Below are 24,085 nucleotides of genomic sequence, written 5' to 3' on the forward strand. Positions count from 1 at the left end.
AGCGCGCACCCGGCCGGGTTAGCACACCCAGGCCCCATGCAGCCCGGGACATACGTCGCGGCTTATCCTGGGGGGTACCCTTCGAGCCGACAGCGCGTCCCCTCCGCGCTCGGTTGCGCCGTCTACGCACAGGATGCGGGAGAACTCTTGCCAGGAAACGCCACGACCCGGTTCGACGATGTGGCTCTTGTATCGGTGGCGAGCGTCCTGCCCAGCCGTGTGACCACGTCGGACGACATCGAGGACCGCCTCGCTCCCGCTCTTCATCGTCTAAAGCTCAAGCCCGGCCTCCTCCGCCGGGTCGCCGGCGTCAACGAGCGGCGCAACTGGGCCGACGGCGAGTCGAGCGACGAGGCGACGATCGCCGCGGGCAAGCAGGCGCTGGCCGAGGCGGGAGTCGACCCGAGCGAGATCGGGCTCATCATCAACACCTCGGTGACGCGCAAGCACCTCGAACCCTCCGTGGCCGTGCGCCTGCACCACGGCCTGGGCCTTCCGAGCTCGGCGATCAACTTCGACGTCGCCAACGCCTGCCTCGGCTTCATCAACGGCATGAGCCTCGCCGCCGGCATGATCCAGTCCGGACAGGTGAAGTACGCACTGATCGTCAACGGCGAGGATGCCGACGAGATCCAGGTCAACACGATCAACCGGCTCGTGCGCGAGAACCTCGACCGCGACGCGTTCATGCAGGAGTTCGCGTCGCTGACGCTGGGCTCCGGCGCGGCCGCCGCGGTGCTCGGCCGCGCGAGCGACCACCCCGAGGGACACCGGATCGTCGGCGGCGTGACGCGCGCGGCGACCCAGTTCTACGACCTCTGCGTCGGAAGCGTCGACGGAATGTTCACCGACGCGAAGGCTCTGCTCAAGGGCGGCCTCGATCTCGTCGTGTCGGCGTGGAAGGAGGCGAAGGGCGAGTTCTCGTGGACGGGCATGGATCGCTACATCACCCACCAGGTCTCGTCGGTGCACACCTCGGCGATCGTCCGCGCGGCGAAGCTCGACCGTGACCGGGTGCCCGTGACCTATCCGCACCTGGGCAATGTGGGCCCGGCATCCATCCCGATCACCCTCGCCGACGAGCAGAAGACGCTGCGTCGGGGTGATCGCGTCCTTCTGATGGGAGTGGGCTCCGGGCTGAACACCGGCATGCTGGAGCTGGCCTGGTGAGGGTCACCGCCCCGGACGCGACGCTTCCCCCCGCGGGCCTCCCCGGTCTCGACCCGGCGCTCTCGCGTCTGATCGACGTGCCCGGTGCCGCCGCCGATGCGGGCACGACGCGCACGTGGCACGTGCTCGACACCGGCGCAGCCCTCGCCGCGCGCGGTCTCGAACCTGTCGGCACGATCATCGCCGTGCACGGCAATCCGACGTGGTCGTACCTGTGGCGCGCGCTCGTGAACTCCTCGCTCGACCGCGCCGAGGCCGGTGCCACGGCGTGGCGGGTCGTGGCCGTGGACCAGCTCGAGATGGGCTTCTCGGAGCGCTCGGGCCGCCGGCGCACCCTGGCGCAGCGCATCGCCGACCTCGACGCGCTCGTCGGCGAGCTCGGCATCCGGGGTCCGATCGTGACCATCGGGCACGACTGGGGCGGTCCGATCTCGCTCGGCTGGGCCGTCGAGAACCGCGACCGTCTCGCCGCGGTCGTCGCCCTGAACACCGCCGTGCACCACCCCGACGGTGCGCCGCTGCCGTTCGCGCTGCGCGTGGCCACCGCCCGCGGCATGCTCGCCGCGGGCACCACCGGCACCACCGCCTTCCTCGACACCACGCTCGCCCTCGCCGATCTCGACCCCGCTGTACGCGCGGCTTTCCGCGCGCCGTACGCGACCGTCGCGCGACGCCGCGGGATCGGCGGCTTCGTCGCCGACATCCCCGCGACCGCGGCCGACGAGAGCACTCCCGCGCTTCGCCGGATGTCGGCGGGGCTCCGCGAGCTCGACGTGCCCGCACTGCTTCTGCGTGGACCGAAGGACCCCGTCTTCGGCGAGGGTCACCTCGACGACCTGACCGAGCGACTTCCGCAGGCCGACGTGCACCGCTTCGAGGGCGCGGGCCACCTCATCGCCGAGGAGCGCCCGTACGCCGACGTCGTGCTCGACTGGCTCGACGAGAAGGGCGTGGCGACGGATGCCGCGGCCCCGGGCTCCGCAGCCGCCACCGCGCCGCCGGGCTCAGCCGCCACCGCGTCCCCGCGCTCCGCAGCCGCCACCGCACCGACCGCCGCCGGCCACCTCTGGGACGCCCTCGACGCGCGCCGCGACGACGACGGCACCGCCGTGATCGACATGACCACCGCCCGCGACGGCGCGCCGCTGCGCGTCAGCTGGCGGCAGCTGTCCGCGCGCGTCGACGAGATCGCCGCGGGCCTCGACGCCTTCGGTGTGCGCCCGGGAGACCGAGTCTCGCTGCTCGTTCAGCCCGGCCCCACGCTGACCGCAGCTCTGTATGCGTGCTTGCGCATCGGCGCGGTCGTCGTCGTGGCCGACCGGGGTCTCGGCATCCGGGGGCTGTCGCGCGCCGTCAGAGGTGCCGTTCCCGACGTCGTGATCGGCGAGATCGCCGGGCTCGCCGCCGCGCGCGCCCTCGGCTGGCCGGGGCGGCGGATCTCGGCCGCGGCCCTCCCCGCCGCGACATCGCGCGCGCTCGGTGTCGAGGCGAGCCTGTCGGACCTCGCCCGCGCCGGTCGCGGCCGGACGCTGCCGGAGCCGCCCGCGCCCGACGCCGACGCCGCGGTGCTGTTCACCTCGGGTTCGACGGGGCCCGCGAAGGGCGTCGTGTACACGCACGCGCAGCTGACCGCCCTGCGCGACACCCTCGCCGCGCACTTCGGCGTGACGGTCGACACGGGCCTGGTGACCGGCTTCGCCCCCTTCGCCCTTCTCGGCCCCGCGCTCGGCACGCGCTCCGCGACGCCCGACATGGACGTCTCGGCCCCCCGCACCCTGACCGCCGCGGCGGTCGCGGCGGCCGTGCGCGCCTCCGACGCGCGGATCGTGTTCCTCTCCCCCGCGGCTGTCGCGAACGTCGTCGCCACCGCGAGCGCCCTCGACGCCGACGACCGAGCGGCCCTCGCGCGCGTCGAGACCTTCCTCTCGACGGGAGCCCCCGTGGGCATCGACCTCCTGCGCCGCGCGCACGAGCTCATGCCGAACGCCGTCGCGCACACCCCGTACGGCATGACCGAGTGCCTGCTCGTCGCCGACGTCACGCTGCCCGAGATCGAGAGCGCGGCGGGCGGCCGCGGCGTCTGCGTCGGACGGCCGCTGGGCACGGGCCAGGTGCGCATCTCGGCGATCGACGCCGAGGGACGCGCGACGGGTGAACCGACGACGGATGCCGGGATCACGGGCGAGATCGTCATCTCGGCGCCCCACCTCAAGCGCGGATACTTCCGCCTCTACCTCACCGACCGCGAGGCGCGTCGCGGTCTCGCCGACCGTTGGCACCGCACCGGCGACGTCGGCCACCTCGACGCCGACGGGCGACTGTGGGTCGAGGGGCGACTCCCCCACGTCATCACCACCGCCGAGGCTCCGGTGACCCCTGTCGGCATCGAACAGGATGCCGAGACCGTCGAGGCCGTCACCCGTGCCGCGGCGGTGGGTGTCGGGCCCGTCGGCCGACAGGTCGTCGTCGCCGTCGTCGAAGCCGGTGCCCGACGCCCCGGCCTCGCCTCTCCCGAGCTGACGGATGCCGTTCGCGCCGCGACCGCGCAGCCGCTCGCCGCGGTCCTCGTCGCGCCGACGCTGCCGACCGACATCCGACACAACTCGAAGATCGACCGGTCCCGCCTCGCCGCGTGGGCCGAACGCCTGCTCGCGGGCGAGAAGCCGACCGCGCCGTGAGGGTCCTCGCCACCGGGGCATCCGGCTTCCTCGGCCGGGCCGTCGTCCGCGCCCTCCAGGACGCGGGACACGAGGTGCGCACGCTCCAGCGCCGCCCCTCCGGTGTCGCCGGCGCCGACGACCGGCTGGGCTCGGTGACGGATCCGGATGCCGTGGCATCCGCTCTCGACGGGATCGACGGCGTGGTGCACCTCGCTGCCAAGGTGTCGCTGGCGGGAGACCCCGCTCAGTTCCACGCCGTCAATGTGGAGGGCACGCGCATTCTGCTGGACGCCGCCGCCGCGGCGGGGGTCTCGCGGATCGTGCACGTGTCGTCGCCGTCGGTCGCGCACGCCGGCCACGCCCTCGCGGGGGTGGGGGCCGAACCCGCCGATCCCGAGGCCGCGCACGGCGAGTACGCCCGCACGAAAGCCGAGGCCGAGCTGCTCGCGCTCTCCCGCGCGGGCGACGGCCTGTCGCTCGTCGCGATCCGTCCGCACCTCGTGTGGGGTCCGGGCGACACACAGCTCATCGCGCGCGTGGTCGACCGCGCACGCCGGGGCCGGCTGCCCCTGCTGAACGGCGGCACGGCGCTCATCGACTCCACGTACGTCGACAACGCGGCATCCGGAATCGTCGCCGCCCTCGACCGGGTCGACGACGTCAGCGGCCGCGCGTACGTCCTGACGAACGGCGAACCGCGCCCCGTCGGCGACCTCCTGGCGGGGATCTGTCGCGCCTCGGGCGTCGAGCCGCCGCGCTTCAGCGTGCCCGCGGGACTCGCCAAGGCCGCCGGGGCCCTGGTAGAGCGCGTCTGGGCCGTCCGCCCGGGCGAGGACGAACCGCCGATGACGCGCTTCCTCGCCGAGCAGCTGTCGACCGCGCACTGGTTCGACCAGACCGACATCCGCCGCGATCTGCGCTGGGCCCCGGCGGTGTCGCTGGACGAGGGCCTCCGCCGCCTCGCGCGAGCCTGACCTCACGCGTCTCTCGCCTGAGCCCCCCCCTCCGCTGGCGTGTCCCACTTTGTGCGAACCGGAGGGCCTGGCTCTGCACAAAGTGGGACACGGATGCCGGCATCGACCATCGCGCCGAAACGCGACCGGTCGGGCGCTCAGACCAGGTCGAACCGGTCCAGCTCAGTGACCTTGCGCCACGCGGCGACGAAGTCACGGACGAACTTCTCCTTCGCGTCGTCGGAGGCGTAGACCTCGGCGAGCGCGCGCAGCTCGGAGTTCGACGAGAACACCAGGTCGACGCGGGTGCCGATGCCGACCTTCTCGCCCGAGCCGTCCTTCGTGCCCTCGAACGCGTGCTTGCCGCTGTCGAGCGGCTTCCACGTCGTGCCGAGGTCGAGGAGGTTCACGAACACGTCGTTCGTCAGCGCACCGGGGGTGTCGGTGAACACCCCCCAGTCGCTGCCGTCCCAGTTGGCGCCGATCGCGCGGAGACCGCCGACCAGCACGGTCATCTCGGGCGCGGTGAGCGTGAGCAGGTTGGCCTTGTCGAGCAGCAGGAACTCCGCGGGCAGCCGCGCCTCGCGCGAGGCGTAGTTGCGGAAGCCGTCGGCGACCGGCTCGAGCCAGCGGAACGACTCGATCTCGGTCTGCTCCTGCGACGCGTCGGTGCGGCCCGGGGTGAAGGGCACCTCGACCTCGACGCCGCCGGCGCGCGCCGCCTGCTCGACACCGGCGTTGCCGGCGAGAACGAGCAGATCGGCGATCGAGACCTTCTTCTCGCCCTGCCCGTCGAACTCGGCCTTGATCTTCTCGAGGGTCTCGAGAACGGATGCCAGCTGCTCGGGGTTGTTGACCGTCCAGCTCTTCTGGGGCTCGAGGCGGATGCGCGCGCCGTTGACACCGCCGCGCTTGTCGCTGCCCCGGAAGGTGGATGCCGCGGCCCAGGTCGTCGTGACGAGCTGCTGCACCGTGAGGCCGCTGTCGAGGATCTGCTGCTTGAGCGCCGCGGCATCCGCCGAGTCGATCAGCGGGTGGTCGACGGCGGGCACGGGGTCCTGCCAGACGAGCACCTCGGAGGGGACCTCAGACCCGAGGTAGCGTTCACGCGGGCCCATGTCGCGGTGGGTCAGCTTGAACCATGCGCGGGCGAAGGCATCCTGGAACGCGGCGGGGTCCTCGGCGAAGCGGCGCGAGATCTTCTCGTACGCCGGGTCGACCCGCAGAGCGAGGTCGCTCGTGAGCATGCGGGGCTCGCGACGACCCTCGGAGTGGGCGAGGGGGACCATGTCGGCTCCCCCGCCGTTCTTCGGACGCCACTGGTGCGCGCCCGCGGGGCTCTGGAAGAGCTCCCACTCGTACGCGAAGAGGATGTGGAAGAACTCGTTGTCCCAGCGCGTGGGGTGATAGGTCCAGGTGACCTCGAGGCCGCTGGTGATCGTGTCGTCGCCCTTGCCGGTGCCGTGATCGTTCTTCCAGCCGAGGCCCTGGTCGTTGATGTTGGCGGCTTCGGGGTTGGGACCGACGTGCGAGTCGCTCGCCGCGCCGTGCGTCTTGCCGAAGGTGTGACCACCGGCGATGAGGGCGACGGTCTCCTCGTCGTTCATGGCCATGCGGCCGAACGTCTCGCGGATGTCGTTCGCCGACAGCTGCGGGTCGGGGTTGCCGTTCGGCCCTTCCGGGTTGACGTAGATGAGCCCCATCTGGACGGCCGCGAGCGGCTTCTCGAGCTCGCGGTTGCCCGTGTAGCGCTCGTCGCCGAGCCAGGTGGTCTCGGGACCCCAGTACACGTCGTCGTCGGGCTCCCACACGTCCTGTCGGCCACCGGCGAAGCCGAAGGTCGGGAAGCCCATGTCCTCGAGCGCGACGTTGCCGGCGAGGATCATGAGGTCGGCCCACGAGATCGCCTGACCGTACTTCTTCTTGACCGGCCACAGCAGGCGGCGGGCCTTGTCGAGGTTGACGTTGTCGGGCCAGCTGTTCAGCGGGGCGAAGCGCTGCATGCCCGCGCCCGAGCCGCCGCGACCGTCGGTCACGCGGTAGGTGCCGGCGCTGTGCCACGCCATGCGGATCATGAGCGGGCCGTAGTGACCGAAGTCGGCGGGCCACCAGTCCTGCGAGGTCGTCATGACCTCCTTGAGGTCCTGCTTGACGGCGGCGAGGTCGAGCGCCTCGAACGCCGCCTTGTAATCGAAGCCCTCATCGAGCGGGTCACGCAGCGCGTTGTTCTTCGCGAGGATCTTCACATTGAGGGACTCGGGCCACCACACACGGTTGGCCGATCCCTGGGTCGGGTGGGGCAGGGCGCCGGCGGGCTCGCTGTCGGCGGGGGCTTCACCCACCGGCAGTCGGTTGTCGTCGGGGGCGGCTCCATCGTGGAAGACGGGGCACCCGTTCAGAGCGTCGCTCATCGGGATCCTCTCGGTTTTTCGGCTTCGGTCGTCGCTCGACAGTCGGGGCAGACCCCCCAGAACGTCACTTCGGCGGTCTGGATGGTGAACCCGCTCCCCTCCGGCACATGCAGGCACGGCGCTTCCCCGACGACGCAGTCCACGTCGTCGATGCGTCCGCACCCGGTGCACACCACGTGGTGGTGGTTGTCTCCCACGCGCAGTTCGAACGTGCCGGCGTGACCGGCGGGTTCGATGCGACGAGCGAGTCCCGCGTCGGCGAAGTCGCCGAGCGCGTTGTACACCGATTGCTTGCTCGTGCCGGGGAGCGTCCCGCGGATGCCGTCGTACACGGCATCCGCGGTGGCGTGCGGGCGGGCGCGCAGGGCTTCGAGGACGGCGACCCGCGTCGCCGTCACCCGCAGTCCGGCACCGCGGATGAGGGCATCCGCGGTGGCATCCGTCCGATCGTCGAGCACGACCCTACTCTAGCTTCTTTTGAGTAAATCAAAAGTGACACGCGGAGAAACGAACGGATGCCGTCAGCCCGCGGTGAGCGTCGGAGTCCCCGCCTCGTACTCGGTCAGGTCGCCCGTCTCGCCCGCGCGCGCGGCTCGCTTGCCGACCCACAGCATGTAGAAGAGAAAAACTCCGAGCGCCACCGCACCGATCGCGATCTTCACCTGCCACGGCCAATCGCGCGGCGTGACGAACCCCTCGACGACCCCCGAGAGGGCGAGGGCGAAGATCAGGCCGACCGCGACCGTGGCCAGGGAACGACCCTCGGCCGCCAGCGCGGCGCCGCGCGTGCGTCGGCCGGGAGCGACCCACGCCCAGAAGATCTGCAGGCCCGCGGCCCCCGCGACGAAGATCGCCGTGAGCTCGAGGAGGCCGTGCGGGAGGATGAACTGGAAGAACACGTCGGCGCGGTCGAAGGCGATCATGACCGCGGCCGATTGCCCCACCCCGATCGCGTTCTGCATCATCGCCATCAGCGGCCAGATGCCCGTGACGCCGAACAGCACGCACTGCGCGGCGATCCAGGCGTTGTTCGTCCACACCGACCCCGCGAAGATCGCGTTGGGGTTCTCACGGTAGTAGTTCACGAACTGCTCGTCGGCGTAGTTCTGCAGCTCGCTGCGGCTTCCGAGGGCGGCGACCGTCGCGGGGTCGCCCGAGATCCACAGGGCCACCATCGTCGCGACGATGACGAAGCCGACGGCGACGACCAACGTCGTCCACCGCACGCGATACAGCGCGGCCGGCAACTGCAGGAGGAAGAAGCGGGGCATCTGCTTCAGCACGTTCTCGCGCACACCGGTCAGCCGCAGGCGCGTGCGCGCCAGCAGGATCGAGACGTAGTCGCCCTGGGGCGTACGTCCGGCGGAAGTCTTGATATCGGCGAGATCAGCGGATGCCGCGCGGTACCGCGTGACGAGCTCGTCGACCTCGCGGCCGCTCAGGCGTCGTGTGCGCCCCAGTTCGTCCAGACGCGCCCATTCCTCGCGGCGAGCGGCCGTGAGGGCGTCGAGGTCCATGTGATCAACTGTACGCATGGCTTCGTCGACGGCATCCTCACGGACCGGAGTCCGTGCGCCCGCGGCGCGCGGTGTCACGCTCGTCGACACCGCCTCCGAGGAGATCCTGACCGGCGAGGCCGTCGCCCTCGACGTGCAACCGCTCGGATTCTTCCTGCGGGCCCTCGGCTGCCTGATCGACATGATCGTCGGCGTCGTACTGCTGATCGGCGGCGGCCTGCTGCTCGTTACCATGGCGGCATCCGGGACCCTTCCGGACAGCGCCCTGCGGATCGCCGTGATCACGCTCATCGTGCTCGTGCTCGTCGTCCTCCCCACCGCCGTCGAGACGCTGTCACGCGGACGCAGCCTCGGCCGACTCGTCGTGGGTGGGCGGATCGTGCGCGTGGACGGCGGCGCCGCGGGTTTCCGCGCGGCGTTCATCCGCGCGCTGATCGGCGTCCTCGAGCTGTGGCTGACCCTCGGCGGGATCGCCGCGGTCGTCGGGATGTTCACTCCGCGCGCGCAGCGCCTCGGCGACCTCGTCGCGGGCACGGCGAGCGAGCGGACCCGCACGCGGCCCCTCCCCCCTCCCGCCCCGGGGATTCCGGCAGGGTGGGAGTCGTGGGAGCAGGTGGCCGATGTCTCGCGCCTGCCCGATCGCCTCGCCGCCCGCGTGTCGCAGTTCGTCCGGGGGGCTGACGCGCTCGATCCGGCCGCGCGGGTCCGTCTCGCGTCCGCGCTGGCCGATGCGGTCGCCCCGTTCGTTTCGCCGCGGCCGCCTGCCGAGCCCGAGGCGTTCGTCCGCGCCGTCGCCGCCGTGCGGCGCGATCGCGAGTACCGGGCGCTCGTGATCGAGCGCGAGCGGGCAGCGGCGCTCACCGACCGCTGAGAAGCGTCAGGTCCGAAGCGTCTCGTGGCGCACGACGACCCAGCCGCGCGGCACCGAGAGCCGGTCGGCGTGGATCGCACAGAGGTCGTGGGCGTGCGGGTCGTCGACGCGTCCCAGCGGGCCCAGCGCGGCCATCTGGTCGCCGTAATCGTAGGTGAGCGTGCTCATCGCCTCGCGGGCGCATCCCACCTTCGAGCAGAGTCTGTCGCGCATCGCGGGCAACACTAGCCCGCCGCCACCCCGGCGCCGACGCGCCGCGCCGTCGTGAGCCCACCCCGACCGAGGGTCACGCCGTCCCGGACGAACGTAGGATGGGCGCATGGTGCGTCGACGAACCCGCGAAGCCCGGCCGGTCGCCCGCCCCTCCCGCCATGGCCGACACGGCCGCGAGAACCGCAGTCCGGTCGTTCGTCCGCCGCTCCCCCCGATCGACACGAGGGTCGAACGCTTCGACGTCGCCGTCGGCGCCGCGGCGGAGTTCCTCCGCTCCGCCTGGAGCGAGCTGCGGGAGGTCTCGTTCGAGATCGGCATCATGCCCCCGGCCGCCACCGATGGCATCCCTCGATGGACGGTTCTGCGCGATGAGAAGCGCATCATCCTCTACCGCGTGCCGATCGAGCGGCTCGGTCACCCTCATCACGACGACGACCTGCACCGCCGGATGATGATCGAGGGTGCCGTCTTCCGCGCCGCCGCCGAGTACCTCGACCGCGACCCGTGGGATCTCGGCCCCGAGCGCTTCCGCTACTTCTGACCCGGCGTGGCCGCGCGCTCCGCGTGCCGCCGCGGGCCCCGCGCGCGCCGGACCACGCGTCCCCGCGCTGTCCCCAGGAACCCGCGCCGGACTGGCTCCCCATGCCCGCGCGTGCTCGGCGCTGACCGGCCCACCCTCACGCATATACGCGATTCGCGCACAGAAACACGTGCTCCTCGCGTTTATGCGAGTGGATCGCGTTTATGGTCGCCCGCCACGATGCCGACGCGCTCGAACGCGGGAGACCCGCACGGCGCCGGGAACGCCGGGGCGCCCGCCGACACAGCCTCAGCGGCAGCGGTACCCGCCGCGCCCGGCACCCCGCCCTTGAGGCCGACGCGCTCCCTGTTGGAGCCGCCCCTCTTGCATAAACGCGATTCGCTCACGAAAACACGTGCTCCTCGCGTTTATGCGAGTGGATCGCGTTTATGCGCGCGGGCCGCGACGCAACCAGCGCGCACCGCCGCCCCGCCGCGCGCAACCACGCCGCGCGCAACCGCGGAACGCCAGACCTACGGCAGGACGGTCACCGCCGACTCGGCGGTGTTCGCCGGCCACAGCGGATACCCCGCGAGAGCGCCGGTCGACGAGTACGTCACCGCGCCCCGCACGGGCGTGCTCGCCTCGAGCGTGTAGACGCCCGCGGCGACCGCGGTCGAGACGCTGCCCCCGTCGGGCACGGCGAGGGTCAGCGGTGCACTGCCGTCGGTCGGGGTGAGTGTGACCGTGGCGTCGCCCCCGCCGGCATCCGTCGTGAGCACGAGCGCGGCACCGGCGCCCGCCGCCACCGCCACCGCGCTGGAGACCGCGATCCGGGGGGCGGGGCTGTACCACGCGAAGTCGGCGCCCTGGCCGAACCCCGTGGTCGACCACGCGCCGGCGACCACGGGCTGATCGGCGGTGATGTCGACCGTGTACGCCCCGAGGTCCACCCCCGACAGGTCGAGCGAGGTCGGCTTGCCCGCCTCGAGCGGGACGGTGCGCGGCGTGCCCGGGGTCGCCGTGCCCACCGGGATGAGGGTCACGGTCGCGGTGGCTGCGGCACCGGGGGCGAGCAGCCGCAGGACGGTCCCCGCGTCGCCGCCGCCCGCCGTCAGGATCTGCACGCCGGGGATCACCAGGTGCGTATCCGCCTGGGCGGAGGGGGCCGCCTGGTCGACGCCGCCCGGAAGGAGCAGACGCGTGAGGCTCGCCTGAAGCGACGCGTGCACGGGGGCACCCGACGCTGTGACGCGCACGACGGGGCTCTCTTCGCCGAGCAGAAGGCCGGCCAACGGCACCACGCGCTGCGTACCCGGCGCCACGACGAGGTTGCTGCCACCCGGGGGCGTCGACACGCCCTGCGCTCCATAGACGGACAGCTGCACGGTCGCGGGCACATCGCCCGGATTGCCCAAGACGACGAGGTCGTTCGCCCCGGTCGTCGTCGCGCCGGCGACCAGCCAGGACTCGGCCAGCGGAGGGCGGCACGCGGATGCCGCGAAGCCGATGAGGTCTTCCGAGGTCGCCGTCGCGGAGCCCGCGGCGGCGAGCGGCGCGGGCGCCCCGCCGAGAGGTTGGGCGCGAAGCGCCGTCGCATCACCCGAGCCGTCGCCGGTGGATCCGGTCAGCGCGCTGTCGACCGCGCCGCTGTCAGCCGGTCCGCTCAGGACCTGCTGGGGCGCGGCCGCGCTGAGCGCCCCCGCCTGTTCGGCACTGCGCCCGAGCGCCAGCAGCGGACCGTCGCACGCGAGCACGGTGTCGGACGCGGCGGGCGTGGCCTCGATGCGGACGGGGCTCGCGGTGAGCGTCGGCCAGGGCGCGGCGATCCCGGCCACCGTTCCGACCACGACCGCACCGGCCACGACGGATCCGGCGACGACGCGGGCGCTGGTCGTCGCCCAGCGGACGAGTCGGCGGTCGCTGCTCATCGGCTTCCTCCCGGGTTCGGGCCCACGATGCGGGGCGTGCGGCGCGCGACCCGGCGGGAGGCGCTGGTGGGCACGGCCAGCAGCAGGGCGACCAGGAGGACGCCCAGCGACCCGAAGGTCACGAGGCTTTGCACGCGCGCCTGGTGGTCGTCGAGCGGCGGCCGCGGCTGCACGGACGCGGTCACGCGCCACAGGTCGCCGCGCGAGGTGGTGCCGACGCCGTCGAGCGCGTCGCGCTGGTCGAGCGACGTCGCGGACGCGAGGCGCGCACCGCGGATGACGTCGTTCTCGCCCGCCGAGGCGGACTGGAGCAGGACGAATCCGATCCCCCGCTCCCCCAGACGCTCGATGACGTCGTCCGACGAGGGGGTCGTGAGATCGGCGGCCAACGCGGCGAGCTCGCGGTCGGCGGGCTGCGCCTCGATGCGCGTGGCCTGGACCGTGCTCTGCCCGCCCACGGTGGCGCTCCCGCCCCACACGACGTCCACGCGCAGACCGTCGGCGCGCGGGTCGAGCACGATCGTGCCGATCGCGGTCGAGCCTCGTCCTTCCGCCGCGACGAAAGCCGGAAGCGTCGAGGTCGGGCCGTTCGTGAGCACGGAGCGCGGGTGCGACTGATCCAGGGATGCCGTGAGCGCGGGGCTCACGGCGACGAGCAGGGCCGCGAGAGTCACGAGAGCGCCGATCGGCCGGAGCACGCGCACGCGTTCGACGATCCCGGCATCCAGAGCCACCATCGCACTGCCGACCACGCCCAGCCACGCGAGGCTGAGGCCCGCACCGGGCCAGAGCGGCACCGCCGTGCCGTGGTCGAAGGAGACGGCCACCCCGACCGCCGCGAAAGCCGTCGCGAGGCCCACGGCCGCGATGATCAGCAGGGCGGATGCCGTCACCCAACGCGGGGTGAGGACAGCCAGCAGAGCGAGGACGGCGAGCGGCGCGATCAGCAGCCCGACCCACCAGACGGGGCCGTCGATGACGCTCGCCCATCCGCCGGGATCCGAGCTGGGAAAGCCCGCGGCGAGGAGCGCGCGCCCCAGCGGGTCGGCCGAGACCTCGTTGCCCGCGTAGGGGATGCCGGGGTCGGCGAGCAGCCCCCAGGGATTCCCGGTGCGCACCTGCGTCCACACGAGGGGCGCGAACACCACGATCGAGGGCACCACGAGCCAGACGACGCGCGCCACCCCGCGTCCGGCGACGAGAGCCACGACCACGAGGGCCGCCGACCACAGGACGACGGCGGCCGGCGCGAGCGACGGCGCGCACGCCAGCACGAGCACGAGCAGAACGGATGCCGCTCCCGCCGGCGCCCAGGCCCGGTGGGCGACGCTTGCGGCGTAGAAGAGCCAGGGCAGGAGCAGGTGGGCGATCAGGGCGGCGGGACGACCCTCCACGATCGCGGCGAGGAACGTCGGGGCGAGCGCCCACGCGACCGCGGCGGTGATACGCAGCAGCGACGACTCGGTGACGCGCGTCGCGGCGAACCACCCGCCGAGGACGGCGAGCGGGAGCGCGAGAACCCAGAGGACGACGAGGGCGCGAGAGGGATCGCCGGGTGACAGCGTGCCGATGACCGCGATGATCGCGGAGAACGGATCGGCCGGGCCGATGGCATCCAGGCCCAGGGGGCGCTCGCCCCACGCGGCGTCCTGCCACAGCTGCACGACCGTGGCACGCAGGGGCGCGAGAGCGCCGCCTCCCAGCACGGGCCAGGCCAGCAGCGGGAAGAAGAGCGCGGCCGAGACCGCGAGGGCGCCGAGCACGGCCCACGCGCCTCCGCCGACGAAGAAGCGCAGTTCGGGGCGGACCGGGGCGTCGGTGACACCGCTGTCCGCGGCCTCCCACCGCAGCCGCATCTCGGAGCGCGAGACGCGCAGGGGGGCGATGCGGGACCAGCCGACCGAGCGGACGGCGCGGATCCGGCGCCGCGCGCGCGCCACCGCCGCGATGCGGGCCATGACGAGGATCGTCGCACCCCACTCGGGGAGGACGCGGTAGGGCACCTTCCCGATGAGGTGGAGGATCGTGCGCCACAGCGCCAGCGGGAGGAAAGACAGCCAGTGCAACGGGACGGCCGCCGCCGGTGCGTAGACGAGACGGCGGTGCAGCTGCGCGGTCCGCTCCGCGAAGGCGCGGCGGCGCGCGCGGCGGCGACCGCGGGCCATGGCCGCGACGCCGTCCCCGGCGACCGCGACGCGCGCCGCGGGGACGAGGGAGACACGGTCGCCGGCCAGGCGGGCGCGGACACCCAGGTCGACGCCTTCGTCGGCACCGCCGAGGGCGGGGTCGAGACCGCCCAGGGCCGTCCAGGACTCGCGGCGGATCAGCAGTCCGCGGACGTCCGCACCGAGGACGTCGGCGTCGCCGTCGTGCTGGCCCTGGTCGAACTCGCCCGCCGCGAGCTCGACCGTGCGCCCGTAGCGCGTGAGGCTGATACCGAGGGAGACGATCCCGTCCGGCTCGTCCCAGCGGACGAGCTTGGGAGCCGCGACCGCGAGTGACGGCGAGAGCTCGAGCGCCCCCGCGAGCCGGACGAGGGCGTCGGATTCGGGGGCGGTGTCCTGGGCGAGGAGCCAGACCGCGTCGCCGGTGAGCCGGGGGGTGGCCAGGGCGGTGGCGACGGCGAACGGAGTTCCGGCCGAGGCGGTGATGACGCCTTCGGCACCGGATGACGCGGCCAGTTGGGTCAGCTCGGGATCGGCCCCGCACAGCACGATGGTGAGCGCATCGACGGGTCGGCTCTGCGCGGAGATCGCCGCGAGCGTGCGCTTCAGATGGTGCGCGGCGGGAGTCCGGCCCTCGGGGCGGACGACGAGAATGGCGTGAACACGGGCGGGCATGGCGCAGTCAGCCTAAGCGCGCTCCCGCACGTTCGCGGACGCCGCGCCGGGGTGAGGGCGATCGCCCGGAAAGGACCGTCGCGTCGGACGACGGATCAGGCGCGGCGCTTCAGCTTGCGACGCTCGCGCTCGCTGAGACCGCCCCAGATGCCGAAGCGCTCGTCGTTCTGGAGGGCGTACTCGAGGCACTCGGACTTGACGTCGCACGAGGTGCAGATGCGCTTCGCGTCGCGCGTGGAGCCGCCCTTCTCGGGGAAGAACGCCTCGGGGTCGGTCTGCGCGCAGAGCGCATCGGTCTGCCACGCGAGCGTGTTCTCTTCGACGGCGTCGATGTCGCGACGGACTCCGGGGACACCGAGGTCGACCGGATCGACGAACCAGTTGTCCGGAACACCGGACCGGTACTGCGACGTCATGTCGTCCTCCCCCACAGTCGAGCCCTCGTGACGCGGATTCGCGTACGAGTAATTACACCTGTGTCATTCGGATTGGTCAAGTCGCGGATCGTAAACCCTCAAGGCAGACCTGAACCTTCACGCGGGCCGTCGGCGTGTCGCGGCTCACTCCCCCGGCATCGCGACGAACACCTCGCCGCCGCTCACGACGAGGGGACCTTCGTCCGCCGTGGCGAGAGCCGCCTGGCCGGGCGCGAGCGCGACGCTCGTCCCGGACGCGCCGGTGACGGTCGCCTCCCCCGACACGCCCACCGCGATCGAGACACCGCGCAGGGTGACCCGCGCCGGTGCCGCCGACGGCGCGACGTGCGCGAGGGCGAAGTCGGCGATGCCCGGGGCGAAGAGTTCGACACCGGAGTCGTCCGCTCGCGGTTCCAGGCGCGGCGGCGCCGCCGGGCGGAAGTCGACGAGGCCGAGCAGCTCGGCGACGTCGATGTGCTTGGGCGTCAGGCCTCCGCGCAGGACGTTGTCGCTCGCGGCCATGATCTCCACCCCCAGGCCCGCCACGTACGCGTGGAGCACGCCGGCCGGAACGAAGATCGCCTCGCCGCGGCGCAGCTCGACGAGGTTCATGAGCAGAGCCACGACGATGCCGGGGTCGCCCGGGTACTCGGCGCGGAGGTGGCGGACGAGGGCCGCCTCGGCGGCGAACTCCGGGGAGATCACGGATGCCGCGGCCTCGACGATCTGCTCGATCTGCGGCGTGCTCGCTTCGCCGAGCGCCCAGCCGATCGCCCCGCGCAGGGCCGAGGCCGGGTCGACGTCGGCGAGGCGCTGCCGGAGCACCCGGACGCCCTCGTCGTCGCCGAGAGCGTCGACGAGGCGCCGCGTCTGATCGAGGTCGCGCAAGCCGGCGAGAGCGGTGAAGGTGTCGCTGAGGGCGACGATGACCTCGGGCTTGTGGTTGTCGTCCTTGTAGTTGCGCGAGCCGGCGTCGCGCGCGACGCCCGCGGCCTCCTCGCGGGCGAAGCCCTCGACCGCCTGGTCTTTCGAGGGGTGAACCTGGATCGAGAGCGGGGAGCCCGCGGCGAGCAGCTTCAGCAGGTACGGCAGTCGCTCGGGGGCGCCGGGCGTCGTGGGAAGCCACTCGTCGAGAGTGCGCCCCGAGCCGTCGAGCACCTGAGCGGGCGAACCGGGGTGATCGCCGAACCACACCTCCGCTTCGGGGGCGCCCGTGGGGACGCGCCCCTCGAGCTCGGCGAGGAGGGTCGGGCTTCCCCAGGCGTAGTCACGGGGAGTGTTCGAGAGGGCAACCAGCACGGGCGAAAGCCTAGCGTTCCGGCCCGTCGTCGATCGGACCCGGACGGTAGCCTGAGTCCACCATGGTCATGTACACGAACCACCCGGTCTCGGCGCCGCCCTCGGCTCCCGTCCGCGAGACCACCGGGCACCTGCTGCTGCGGGCGTGGTGCGCGTTCGTCATCGTCCTCGCGCTCGGCGGTGTCGGTCTCGTCAACGCCGTGGGCCCGGTGGTCAGCACCGTGATCGTCATCGCGACGGCGGTGGTCTCGGCCGTCGTGTGGATCGTCGTCCGCCCGCCCGTGGCCTGGCGCCGGCTCCCCTGGCTCGCGTTCGGGTACGTCGCGTGGGCGTTCCTCTCCGTCCTCTGGAGCGCCTGGCCCGCGGCATCCGTCCTCACTCTCCTGCTGCTCGGGATCACGACCTTCCAGGGGCTGTTCGTCGGTGCGGTCCTCACGTGGCGCGACGTCGTGCGCGCGGTGGCATCGGCGGCGAAGTGGATCGTCGGTCTGTCGCTGCTGTTCGAGCTCGCTGTCTCCGTGGTCGTGCGCGGACCGATCCTGCCGGGCTTCGCGCTGCCGGCCTCGCGCATGGACCCCATCGTCTACTGGTCGCGCGACAACCTCTTCGACGGCGGACGCATCCAGGGCATCTTCGGCAACGCGAACCTGCTGGCATCCGTGATGCTCGTGGCGATCATCGTGTTCGCGATCCGCTTCGCCGCCGGCGCTCCCCGTCGCCTGTGGCTGCTCGGCTGGATTGTGGTCGCCGGGTTCCTCTTCGTCCGCGCGGGGTCGGCGACCGCCCTCGTCTCGGCGGCCTTCGTGGCGCTGGTGCTGGCGACCGTCCTGGTGATGCGCACCGCGCGACGTCCCGGCGAGCGCACGCGGTGGTACGTCCTCTACGCCCTCGTGGGGCTCGGCGGCGGCGCGGCCCTGTGGTTCGGCCGCGACACGGTGTTCGGACTGCTGGGGCGAGGGGCCGACCTCACCGGCCGCGAGGGCATCTGGGCTGACGTGCTCGCCCGCGCGGCTGAGCGTCCGTTCACCGGCTGGGGCTTCTCGACACCCTGGATCGCCTCGGAGCCGCTCATCGACGGCTGGATCGTCGACCACGGCCAGACGGTCGTCCAGGCGCACAGCGTGTGGATCGACGTGTTCTTCCAGCTCGGCGGCGTGGGGATCGTCCTGCTCGCGCTCGTCTACCTCGCCTATCTGTGGCGCTCGTGGTTCTTCGCGATCGATCGCCCGCGGTGGGATCTGCGGGCCGATCGCCCGTACTCCCCCCTCACCCTCCTGCCGACCCTCATCGGGGCGCTTCTCGTGGTGCAGGGGCTGACCGAGTCGGGGCCGCTGCTCCTGTGGGGCTGGATGTTCGTGGTGCTCTTCGGAGCGAAGATCAAGCAGGCGCCCCTGGTCGGCGTCGGCCCCGCCGAGCAGAGCATCGCGATCGAGCGCGGCGAGCCCCAGAGCCACGGATCGTGAGGGCGGCGCCCGCCCTGCTCGCCTCGGCGGGCTTCGCGCGAGCTTTCACCCTCACGGTCTTCGCGGCCGTCTTCGGCTCGACCGCCATCCGCGGGGTGTCCGGCGACGTGACCCTCGCGACGATCGTGTTCGGATTGTGCGCCCTCGGCGTGGGAGTGCTCGTCGTTCGACGGCGCGAGATCGAACTCGTCCGCCTCGCCCCCACGACCCTCGTCCTCTTTCTGGTGTGGGCCGGCGCGAGCGTCCTCTGGAGCGCGGATCCCCTCTCGAGTCTCGGCGGGTGGGCCGAGCTGGTCGCGGTGTCGTTCCTCGCCGTGGTGATCGGGCACGTGCGCGACGCCCTGCAGACGGTGCGCGCCCTGGGAGACGTGCTCCGGTGGCTCCTCGGCACCTCGCTCGCGCTCGAGATCCTCAGCGGCATCCTGCTCGACCTTCCGATCCCGTTCCTGGGGATCCAAGGCGACATCGCCTCGCTCGGCCCCGTACAGGGGCTGTTCGGCACGCGCAACGTGCTCGGCTTCGTCACCGTCATCGCCCTCATCACCTTCCTCGTGGAGTACCGCACGCAGTCGGTGCGCGCGGGGACGGCGATCGCCTCGGTCGTCCTGGCCGGATCGCTCGCCACGCTGAGCGGCTCGCCCACGGTGATCGCGGTGGCCGTGACCACCGGTGCCGCGACCCTCGCGCTCACGCTCGTGCGTCGCCTCTCGGCACCTCGCCGCCCTCTCGCGCAGCTCATCCTCGGCGTCGGCGTGATCGCGGCCGTGGCGACCGGCTACGGCATGCGCGACACGTTCGTGGCAATGGCCGACGCGCGCGCCGACTTCTCGCTGCGCACCGACCTGTGGTCTCGCCTGCTGACCTACGTGGCCTACCGGCCGGTCGAGGGTTTCGGCTGGTTCGGGGCGTGGTCGCCCGATTCGTTCCCGTTCGCGTCGCTCAACTTCGCCCTCGGCGAGCAGCACACCTCGGCGCTCGACGCCTACCTCGACGTGCTGCTGCAGCTGGGCTGGGTCGGACTCCTGCTGTTCCTGACCCTCGGCGCCCTCGCCCTCGCCCGGGGCTGGCTGGTTGCGACCGAGAGACGTTCGACCGTGCACGCGTGGGGCCCGCTGACCCTCGTCGCGCTGCTGACCTTCTCGCTGTTCGAGAGCTTCACCCTCTCCGGCGCGGGGCTGCTCCTGCTGGTCGTCTGCGCGGTGCGGGCCGGGCAGTCGCGCTCCTGGCGCGAGAGCCTCGGACTCCGGATGCCGCCGGCCCCCGCGCCGCACGAGGGGCCGGGCGTTCAGGGCCCGCCCACCGCTGCCGGGTAGACTCCGGGTCGGCCGCCCGACGGCCTGCGCCTTCGACGAAAGACCCTTCGTGACGTACACCCTGCAGAACGCCGTGCTCCCGCTCGACCGCGACCCCGACCTTCTCCCCCTGTACGTCGACCCCGAGACGTGGTCGACGATCGATGAGGAGCCGGTGCGCGTGACCAACGTCGCCCAGTTGAGCAACGTGCTCGACCGCCACCGCGCCCGCATCGTGGCGGGGCGCCGCGTCTCGTTCGGCACGTACTTCAACGCTTTCCCCGCGTCGTACTGGCAGCACTGGACCGCGGTCCGCCGGGTGCGCCTGACCGTGCACACCTCGGGTGACGCGACGATCCTCGTCTACCGCTCGAACGGAGCCGGGACGAAGCAGCGCATCGAGACCCGTGAGGTCCGCGGTGATTCCGCCGAGACCGCGTTCGAGCTCGTCCTCGACCAGTACAGCGACGGGGGCTGGATCTGGTTCGACGTCGCCGCCGACCGCTCGGACGCGATGTTCGAGGGCGCGACGTGGACGACCGACGAAGAGCCGGTGCGCGCGGGCAAGGCCAGCATCGGCATCACGACATACAACAAGCCCGACTACTGCGTGAACACGCTGCAGGCCCTCGCCGACGCCCCCGACGTGCTCGACGTCGTGGACCGCGTGTTCCTCATCGATCAGGGCACCGATCTCGTCGCCGATCAGGCCGCGTACCCCGAGGTCGCGTCGCGCCTGGGCGAGACCCTCCAGGTGATCCGCCAGCCGAACCTCGGCGGTTCGGGCGGCTTCGCCCGCGCCATGACCGAGACCCTGCAGCGCCCCGAGAGCGACTTCGTCCAGCTGCTCGACGACGACGTCCGCATCGAGCCCGAGTCGATCCGCCGGTCGGTCGTCTTCGGGCGCTACGCCTCGGTCCCCACGATCGTCGGCGCGCACATGTTCGACCTGCTCGACCGCCCCAAGCTCCACGCCTGGGCCGAGGTCGTCGACGACGCGCCCTTCATGTGGCGGGCGCTGTACCAGGAGCGCCTCCCCCACGACTTCAGCGTCGCGAACCTCCGCCAGAGCCCGATCCTGCACATGCGCCTCGACGCCGATTACAACGGCTGGTGGATGTGCCTCATCCCCACCAGCATCCTGCGCGAGATCGGCCTGTCGCTCCCGGCGTTCATCAAGTGGGACGACGCCGAGTTCTGCCTGCGGGCTCGGGATGCCGGCTACCCGACGGTGTCGATGCCCGGTGTCGCGCTGTGGCACGTCTCGTGGGTCGGCAAGGACGACTCGATCGACTGGCAGGCGTACTTCCACGCCCGCAACCGCATCGTCTCGGCTCTCCTGCACTCGCGCTCACCGCAGGGCGGCACGCTCATCCGGCACAGTCGACGCCTCGACCTCAAGCACCTCATGATGATGCAGTACTACCCGGTCGAGCTCCGTCATCGGGCGCTCCGCGACGTGCTGTCCGGCCCCGCGCACATGCGCCGCGGTCTCGCGACCGCGATGCCCGAAGCACGGGCCATCGCCAAGAAGCACCCCGAGACGATCATCCACAAGGACTCCGGAGTGCCGCTGCGCTCGCGCCGCGGACGCCAGGTGTTCCGTCGCCTCAAGCGCCACGAGTTCGACAGCCCGACGGGCGTGCGTCTACGTGTCTTCACGCTGCGCACGCTGCTCTCGCACTGGTTCCACACCCCGCGTCCCGAGAACGTCGCGCAGCCCGAGGTCGAGTTCGGCAAGGGCGACGCGCACTGGTGGCGGGTGCCGCACTACGACAGCGCTCTCGTCAGCGCCGCCGACGGGTCGGGACAGAACATCTACACGCGCGACCGGGCGCAGTACCGGCGGATGCTGCGCGAGAGCCTGCGTCTGCACCGTCGCCTGCAGCGTGAGTGGCCGCGCCTGTCCGAGCAGTACCGTCGGGCGCTGCCCGACCTGGTGTCCGAGGCGCAGTGGCGCGCGACCTTCGAGGAGCGTTCGTGAGCATGGCATCCTTCGATCCGACGACCGCGACCATCGTCGTCGTCACCTACAACCGCACGCACCTGTTGACGCGTCTGCTCGAGAGCATCGAGCGCATGGACCCCGCCCCGGGACACCTCGTCGTGATCGACAACGCCTCGACCGACGACACGACCGAGGTCGTCGAGTCGTTCCGCGATCGCCTGCCCACCGAGCTGGTCTACCGCCGCCTCGAGACGAACACGGGCGGCTCCGGCGGATTCAGCGAGGGGATGCGCGTCGCCTACGAACTCGGGGCCGAGTGGATCTGGCTCATGGACGACGACGTCGAGGTGGTCTCGGACGGCCTCGCCCGCATGGGCCACTGGACGCCGCGGTTCCGCAGCATCCAGGGTCGGCGCTACGACTACGACGGCAGCGAGTTCTACTGGCAGTACCGCGTCGCCGAGTCGATGGCGATCCCGATCCCCTTCGCCCCGGCCGGATTCGACGACTCCGGCTTCAAGCCGATGAACTCCGGATGCTTCGAGGGCATGTTCATCCACCGCGACATCGTCGCGAAGATCGGCCTGCCCGACCCCCGCTTCTTCATCTACTGGGACGATCAGCTCTACGGCTGGCTCGCCTCGCGTCAGACGCCGTCGGTCATCGTGAACGAGTTCGTGCTGCGCCGCACCCGCGAGATCAAGCAGTGGGACATGGGCATCCGGCACATGAACGCCTCGAGCGACGCGTACCGGTACTACATCATGCGCAACAGGGCATACCTGCAGAAGTACTACCGGGAGCTCGGCGTCTACCAGCCCCTCCCCTTCTCGGCCGGCACGGCGCTGACGTTCGTGAAAGAGCTGATCCGCCTCGTCGTCGTGGAGCGCAAGGTCCGCGGAACGAGCCACCTATTCCGCGGGCTGCGCGACGGCCGCCGGATCCTGCGTGACACGTCGTGGACGCCGATGCCGCCGCTGGAGCGCGCTCAGCCCGTCGGCTGACGCCGCTCGCGCGACGGCCGCCTGCCCGGGCGGCTCAGCGCGTGGCGTAGTCCTCGTTGTAGCGGTCGAGCACCTCGGCGATCGGCGCGTCGAGCTCCAGCCGTCCGCCGTCGAGATACAGGCCGCGACGGCAGAAGCGCCGCAGGTCTTTCTCGTTGTGGCTGACGAAGAAGAGCGTGCGCCCCTCGGCGAGGAGTTCGTCGATGCGGCGGTAGCACTTCTCGCGGAACGCACGGTCGCCCACAGCGAGCACCTCGTCCACGAGGAGGATCGGCTCGTCCAGCTGCGACACGACCGAGAACGCCAGCCGCACCTTCATGCCGTTGGACAGGTGCTTGTACGGGGTGTCGACGAAGTCGCCGATCTCGGCGAAGGCGATCATGTCGTCGAAGCGGCGCGCGACCTCGGCGCGTGGCATCCCGTGCAGTCCGGCGGTCAGGCGGACGTTCTCGCGGACCGTGAGGTCGCCGACGAACCCGCCGGTGATCTCGATGAGCGGGGCGACTCCGCCGTCGACCTCGACGCCGCCCTCGTCGGGGAGGAGGACACCGGCGACGAGCTTGAGCAGCGTCGACTTCCCCTGGCCGTTGCGGCCGACCACGCCGATGGACTCCCCGGGCTCCACGCGGAACGACACGTCGCGCAACGCCCAGAACTCGTCGGGCCGGGAGCGCCGCTCCGCGCCGCCGAACAGATCTTTGAGGCTGCGGGTGCCGCGGCGATTGCGGCGGAACCGCACGCCGAGCCCGTGCACATCGATCGCGGGGCCGACCATCACAGCTCCTTCAGCACGGGACGTTCGAGGCGCGGGAACACCAGCAGCCCCAGTCCCAGGATGCCGAGGCTCACCGCCGCCCCCACGAGCACCGTCATCGTGTCCCACTGATCGGGGAAGAAACCGACGCGGTAGAGGGTGAAGATACCCGCGAGCGGGTTGAACGCCGCGATATCGGCGAAGACACCCGGGAGGTTGCCGACGCCGTAGATGATCGGCGAGGCGTAGAACAGGGCGCGCAGCACGAGACGCGTGGTCCGCTCGAGGTCGCCGAACATCACGCACAGCGGAGCGACGATCAGGCCGAGCCCGACGAGGAGGACCGTCTGCAGGATCACCGCGAGGGGGAAGGCGAGGAGCGCCCACGACACCTGAGCCCCGCCGAAGACCGCGAACAGCACGAGCACGGGGAGGGAGAACAGGAACTCGATGCCCTTGCTCACCACGATGCGGTTGACCCAGATCCAGCGCGGGATCGAGGTCGAGCGCACGAGACGGGCGTCCTTCTTGAACGCTTTCGTGAAATCGGTGACCGCGGAGTTGAACCACACCCAGGGCAGCAGCGCCGTGATGAGGAAGACGATGTACGGGTCCTCACCCACCGAGCGGTGGAACACCTGGGTGAACACGAACCAGTAGATGCCGCTCATCACGAGCGGATCGAGCACCGACCACAGGTACCCCAGAGCGCTGGTGGAGTAGCGCACGCGCAGGTCGCGCGACGACAGCAGCCACAGCGAGTGGAGGGAGCGCCGCGCCGAACCGGGGGCGCCGACGGTGGCGGGGGTCACCCGAGAATCCT

At 71.9% G+C, this 24,085-nt stretch carries 19 protein-coding genes; 9 read left to right on the forward strand and 10 right to left on the reverse strand.

The features are described from left to right. Window positions 1-147: 147 nt before the first annotated feature. The 3 genes from AB0O24_RS06005 to AB0O24_RS06015 are packed head-to-tail and all read left to right on the forward strand — an operon-like array spanning window position 148 to window position 4,804. Window positions 148-1,170: a 3-oxoacyl-ACP synthase III gene (locus tag AB0O24_RS06005; RefSeq protein WP_275801397.1), complete on the forward strand. Its 1,023-nt coding sequence runs from the start codon at window positions 148-150 to the stop codon at window positions 1,168-1,170. Continuing rightward, window positions 1,167-3,848 (forward strand): alpha/beta fold hydrolase, encoded by a 2,682-nt coding sequence (locus AB0O24_RS06010; protein WP_363373330.1) that lies wholly within the window; start codon window positions 1,167-1,169, stop codon window positions 3,846-3,848. The genes AB0O24_RS06005 and AB0O24_RS06010 overlap by 4 nt, the downstream gene beginning before the upstream one ends. Further along, complete coding sequence (locus AB0O24_RS06015) at window positions 3,845-4,804, forward strand: NAD-dependent epimerase/dehydratase family protein (protein WP_363373332.1); 960 nt, start codon at window positions 3,845-3,847, stop codon at window positions 4,802-4,804. The genes AB0O24_RS06010 and AB0O24_RS06015 overlap by 4 nt, the downstream gene beginning before the upstream one ends. Before the next feature lie 137 nt (window positions 4,805-4,941). Here AB0O24_RS06015 and katG read toward each other — a convergent pair whose 3' ends face one another. The 3 genes from katG to AB0O24_RS06030 all read right to left on the reverse strand — a co-directional run bounded on the left by katG (window position 4,942) and on the right by AB0O24_RS06030 (window position 8,711). Next, entirely contained in the window at window positions 4,942-7,194 is a 2,253-nt protein-coding gene (gene katG, locus AB0O24_RS06020) for a catalase/peroxidase HPI (RefSeq protein WP_363373335.1), read from the reverse strand. Beyond that, window positions 7,191-7,652: a Fur family transcriptional regulator gene (locus AB0O24_RS06025; protein WP_363373338.1), complete on the reverse strand. Its 462-nt coding sequence runs from the start codon at window positions 7,650-7,652 to the stop codon at window positions 7,191-7,193. The genes katG and AB0O24_RS06025 overlap by 4 nt, the downstream gene beginning before the upstream one ends. Before the next feature lie 63 nt (window positions 7,653-7,715). After that, window positions 7,716-8,711 carry a stage II sporulation protein M gene (locus AB0O24_RS06030; RefSeq protein WP_307382238.1) on the reverse strand — a complete coding sequence of 332 codons (996 nt, stop codon included), beginning with the start codon at window positions 8,709-8,711 and terminating at the stop codon, window positions 7,716-7,718. Between the two features lie 16 nt (window positions 8,712-8,727). On the opposite strand from AB0O24_RS06030, the gene AB0O24_RS06035 reads away from it, so the two are divergent. Beyond that, window positions 8,728-9,582: an RDD family protein gene (locus AB0O24_RS06035; protein ID WP_275798239.1), complete on the forward strand. Its 855-nt coding sequence runs from the start codon at window positions 8,728-8,730 to the stop codon at window positions 9,580-9,582. 6 nt (window positions 9,583-9,588) lie between these two features. On the opposite strand, the gene AB0O24_RS06040 is transcribed toward AB0O24_RS06035, so the two are convergent. After that, a complete protein-coding gene (locus tag AB0O24_RS06040) occupies window positions 9,589-9,795 on the reverse strand; it encodes a DUF3499 family protein (RefSeq protein WP_275798240.1) in 207 nt (68 codons plus the stop codon). 106 nt (window positions 9,796-9,901) lie between these two features. On the opposite strand from AB0O24_RS06040, the gene AB0O24_RS06045 reads away from it, so the two are divergent. Then, window positions 9,902-10,336 carry a hypothetical protein gene (locus tag AB0O24_RS06045; RefSeq protein ID WP_193751336.1) on the forward strand — a complete coding sequence of 145 codons (435 nt, stop codon included), beginning with the start codon at window positions 9,902-9,904 and terminating at the stop codon, window positions 10,334-10,336. Window positions 10,337-10,848: 512 nt separating this feature from the next. Here AB0O24_RS06045 and AB0O24_RS06050 read toward each other — a convergent pair. The 4 genes from AB0O24_RS06050 to manA all read right to left on the reverse strand — a co-directional run bounded on the left by AB0O24_RS06050 (window position 10,849) and on the right by manA (window position 16,801). Further along, window positions 10,849-12,246, reverse strand: a complete 1,398-nt coding sequence (locus AB0O24_RS06050; RefSeq protein ID WP_363373343.1) for a DUF5719 family protein — start codon at window positions 12,244-12,246, stop codon at window positions 10,849-10,851. Next, on the reverse strand, window positions 12,243-15,086 hold the full coding sequence (locus AB0O24_RS06055) for a glycosyltransferase (protein ID WP_363373345.1): 2,844 nt from the start codon (window positions 15,084-15,086) through the stop codon (window positions 12,243-12,245). The genes AB0O24_RS06050 and AB0O24_RS06055 overlap by 4 nt, the downstream gene beginning before the upstream one ends. A gap of 95 nt (window positions 15,087-15,181) precedes the next feature. Beyond that, entirely contained in the window at window positions 15,182-15,502 is a 321-nt protein-coding gene (locus tag AB0O24_RS06060; RefSeq protein WP_013583637.1) for a WhiB family transcriptional regulator, read from the reverse strand. Between the two features lie 144 nt (window positions 15,503-15,646). Next, a complete protein-coding gene (gene manA / locus AB0O24_RS06065; protein ID WP_363373347.1) occupies window positions 15,647-16,801 on the reverse strand; it encodes a mannose-6-phosphate isomerase, class I in 1,155 nt (384 codons plus the stop codon). 62 nt (window positions 16,802-16,863) lie between these two features. Between manA and AB0O24_RS06070 the strand changes: the two genes are divergently transcribed. The 4 genes from AB0O24_RS06070 to AB0O24_RS06085 are packed head-to-tail and all read left to right on the forward strand — an operon-like array spanning window position 16,864 to window position 22,508. Then, window positions 16,864-18,264 carry an O-antigen ligase family protein gene (locus AB0O24_RS06070; RefSeq protein ID WP_363373349.1) on the forward strand — a complete coding sequence of 467 codons (1,401 nt, stop codon included), beginning with the start codon at window positions 16,864-16,866 and terminating at the stop codon, window positions 18,262-18,264. Next, window positions 18,261-19,577: an O-antigen ligase family protein gene (locus tag AB0O24_RS06075; protein WP_363373351.1), complete on the forward strand. Its 1,317-nt coding sequence runs from the start codon at window positions 18,261-18,263 to the stop codon at window positions 19,575-19,577. Before AB0O24_RS06070 ends, AB0O24_RS06075 begins: the two co-directional genes overlap by 4 nt. A 49-nt stretch (window positions 19,578-19,626) precedes the next feature. Beyond that, a complete protein-coding gene (locus AB0O24_RS06080; protein WP_275798249.1) occupies window positions 19,627-21,540 on the forward strand; it encodes a glycosyltransferase in 1,914 nt (637 codons plus the stop codon). Between the two features lie 2 nt (window positions 21,541-21,542). Next, window positions 21,543-22,508 carry a glycosyltransferase family 2 protein gene (locus AB0O24_RS06085; RefSeq protein WP_275798267.1) on the forward strand — a complete coding sequence of 322 codons (966 nt, stop codon included), beginning with the start codon at window positions 21,543-21,545 and terminating at the stop codon, window positions 22,506-22,508. Between the two features lie 34 nt (window positions 22,509-22,542). On the opposite strand, the gene AB0O24_RS06090 is transcribed toward AB0O24_RS06085, so the two are convergent. Then, complete coding sequence (locus AB0O24_RS06090) at window positions 22,543-23,283, reverse strand: ABC transporter ATP-binding protein (RefSeq protein ID WP_275798251.1); 741 nt, start codon at window positions 23,281-23,283, stop codon at window positions 22,543-22,545. Then, a complete protein-coding gene (locus tag AB0O24_RS06095; protein WP_275798253.1) occupies window positions 23,283-24,074 on the reverse strand; it encodes an ABC transporter permease in 792 nt (263 codons plus the stop codon). Before AB0O24_RS06095 ends, AB0O24_RS06090 begins: the two co-directional genes overlap by 1 nt. Window positions 24,075-24,085 lie beyond the last annotated feature (11 nt).

The organism is Microbacterium sp. NPDC086615 (assembly GCF_040686055.1).
In the GTDB taxonomy this organism is placed as follows: domain Bacteria; phylum Actinomycetota; class Actinomycetes; order Actinomycetales; family Microbacteriaceae; genus Microbacterium.

Excerpts from the sequence above, each read along its gene's own strand:
- katG (WP_363373335.1), bottom strand. The coding sequence starts at position 7,194 with ATGAGCGACGCTCTGAACGGGTGCCCCGTCTTCCACGATGGAGCCGCC.
- AB0O24_RS06030 (WP_307382238.1), bottom strand. The coding sequence starts at position 8,711 with ATGGACCTCGACGCCCTCACGGCCGCTCGCCGCGAGGAATGGGCGCGT.
- AB0O24_RS06035 (WP_275798239.1), top strand. The coding sequence starts at position 8,728 with ATGGCTTCGTCGACGGCATCCTCACGGACCGGAGTCCGTGCGCCCGCG.
- AB0O24_RS06040 (WP_275798240.1), bottom strand. The coding sequence starts at position 9,795 with ATGCGCGACAGACTCTGCTCGAAGGTGGGATGCGCCCGCGAGGCGATG.
- AB0O24_RS06045 (WP_193751336.1), top strand. The coding sequence starts at position 9,902 with ATGGTGCGTCGACGAACCCGCGAAGCCCGGCCGGTCGCCCGCCCCTCC.
- AB0O24_RS06050 (WP_363373343.1), bottom strand. The coding sequence starts at position 12,246 with ATGAGCAGCGACCGCCGACTCGTCCGCTGGGCGACGACCAGCGCCCGC.
- AB0O24_RS06055 (WP_363373345.1), bottom strand. The coding sequence starts at position 15,086 with ATGCCCGCCCGTGTTCACGCCATTCTCGTCGTCCGCCCCGAGGGCCGG.
- AB0O24_RS06060 (WP_013583637.1), bottom strand. The coding sequence starts at position 15,502 with ATGACGTCGCAGTACCGGTCCGGTGTTCCGGACAACTGGTTCGTCGAT.
- AB0O24_RS06070 (WP_363373349.1), top strand. The coding sequence starts at position 16,864 with ATGGTCATGTACACGAACCACCCGGTCTCGGCGCCGCCCTCGGCTCCC.
- AB0O24_RS06085 (WP_275798267.1), top strand. The coding sequence starts at position 21,543 with ATGGCATCCTTCGATCCGACGACCGCGACCATCGTCGTCGTCACCTAC.
- AB0O24_RS06090 (WP_275798251.1), bottom strand. The coding sequence starts at position 23,283 with ATGGTCGGCCCCGCGATCGATGTGCACGGGCTCGGCGTGCGGTTCCGC.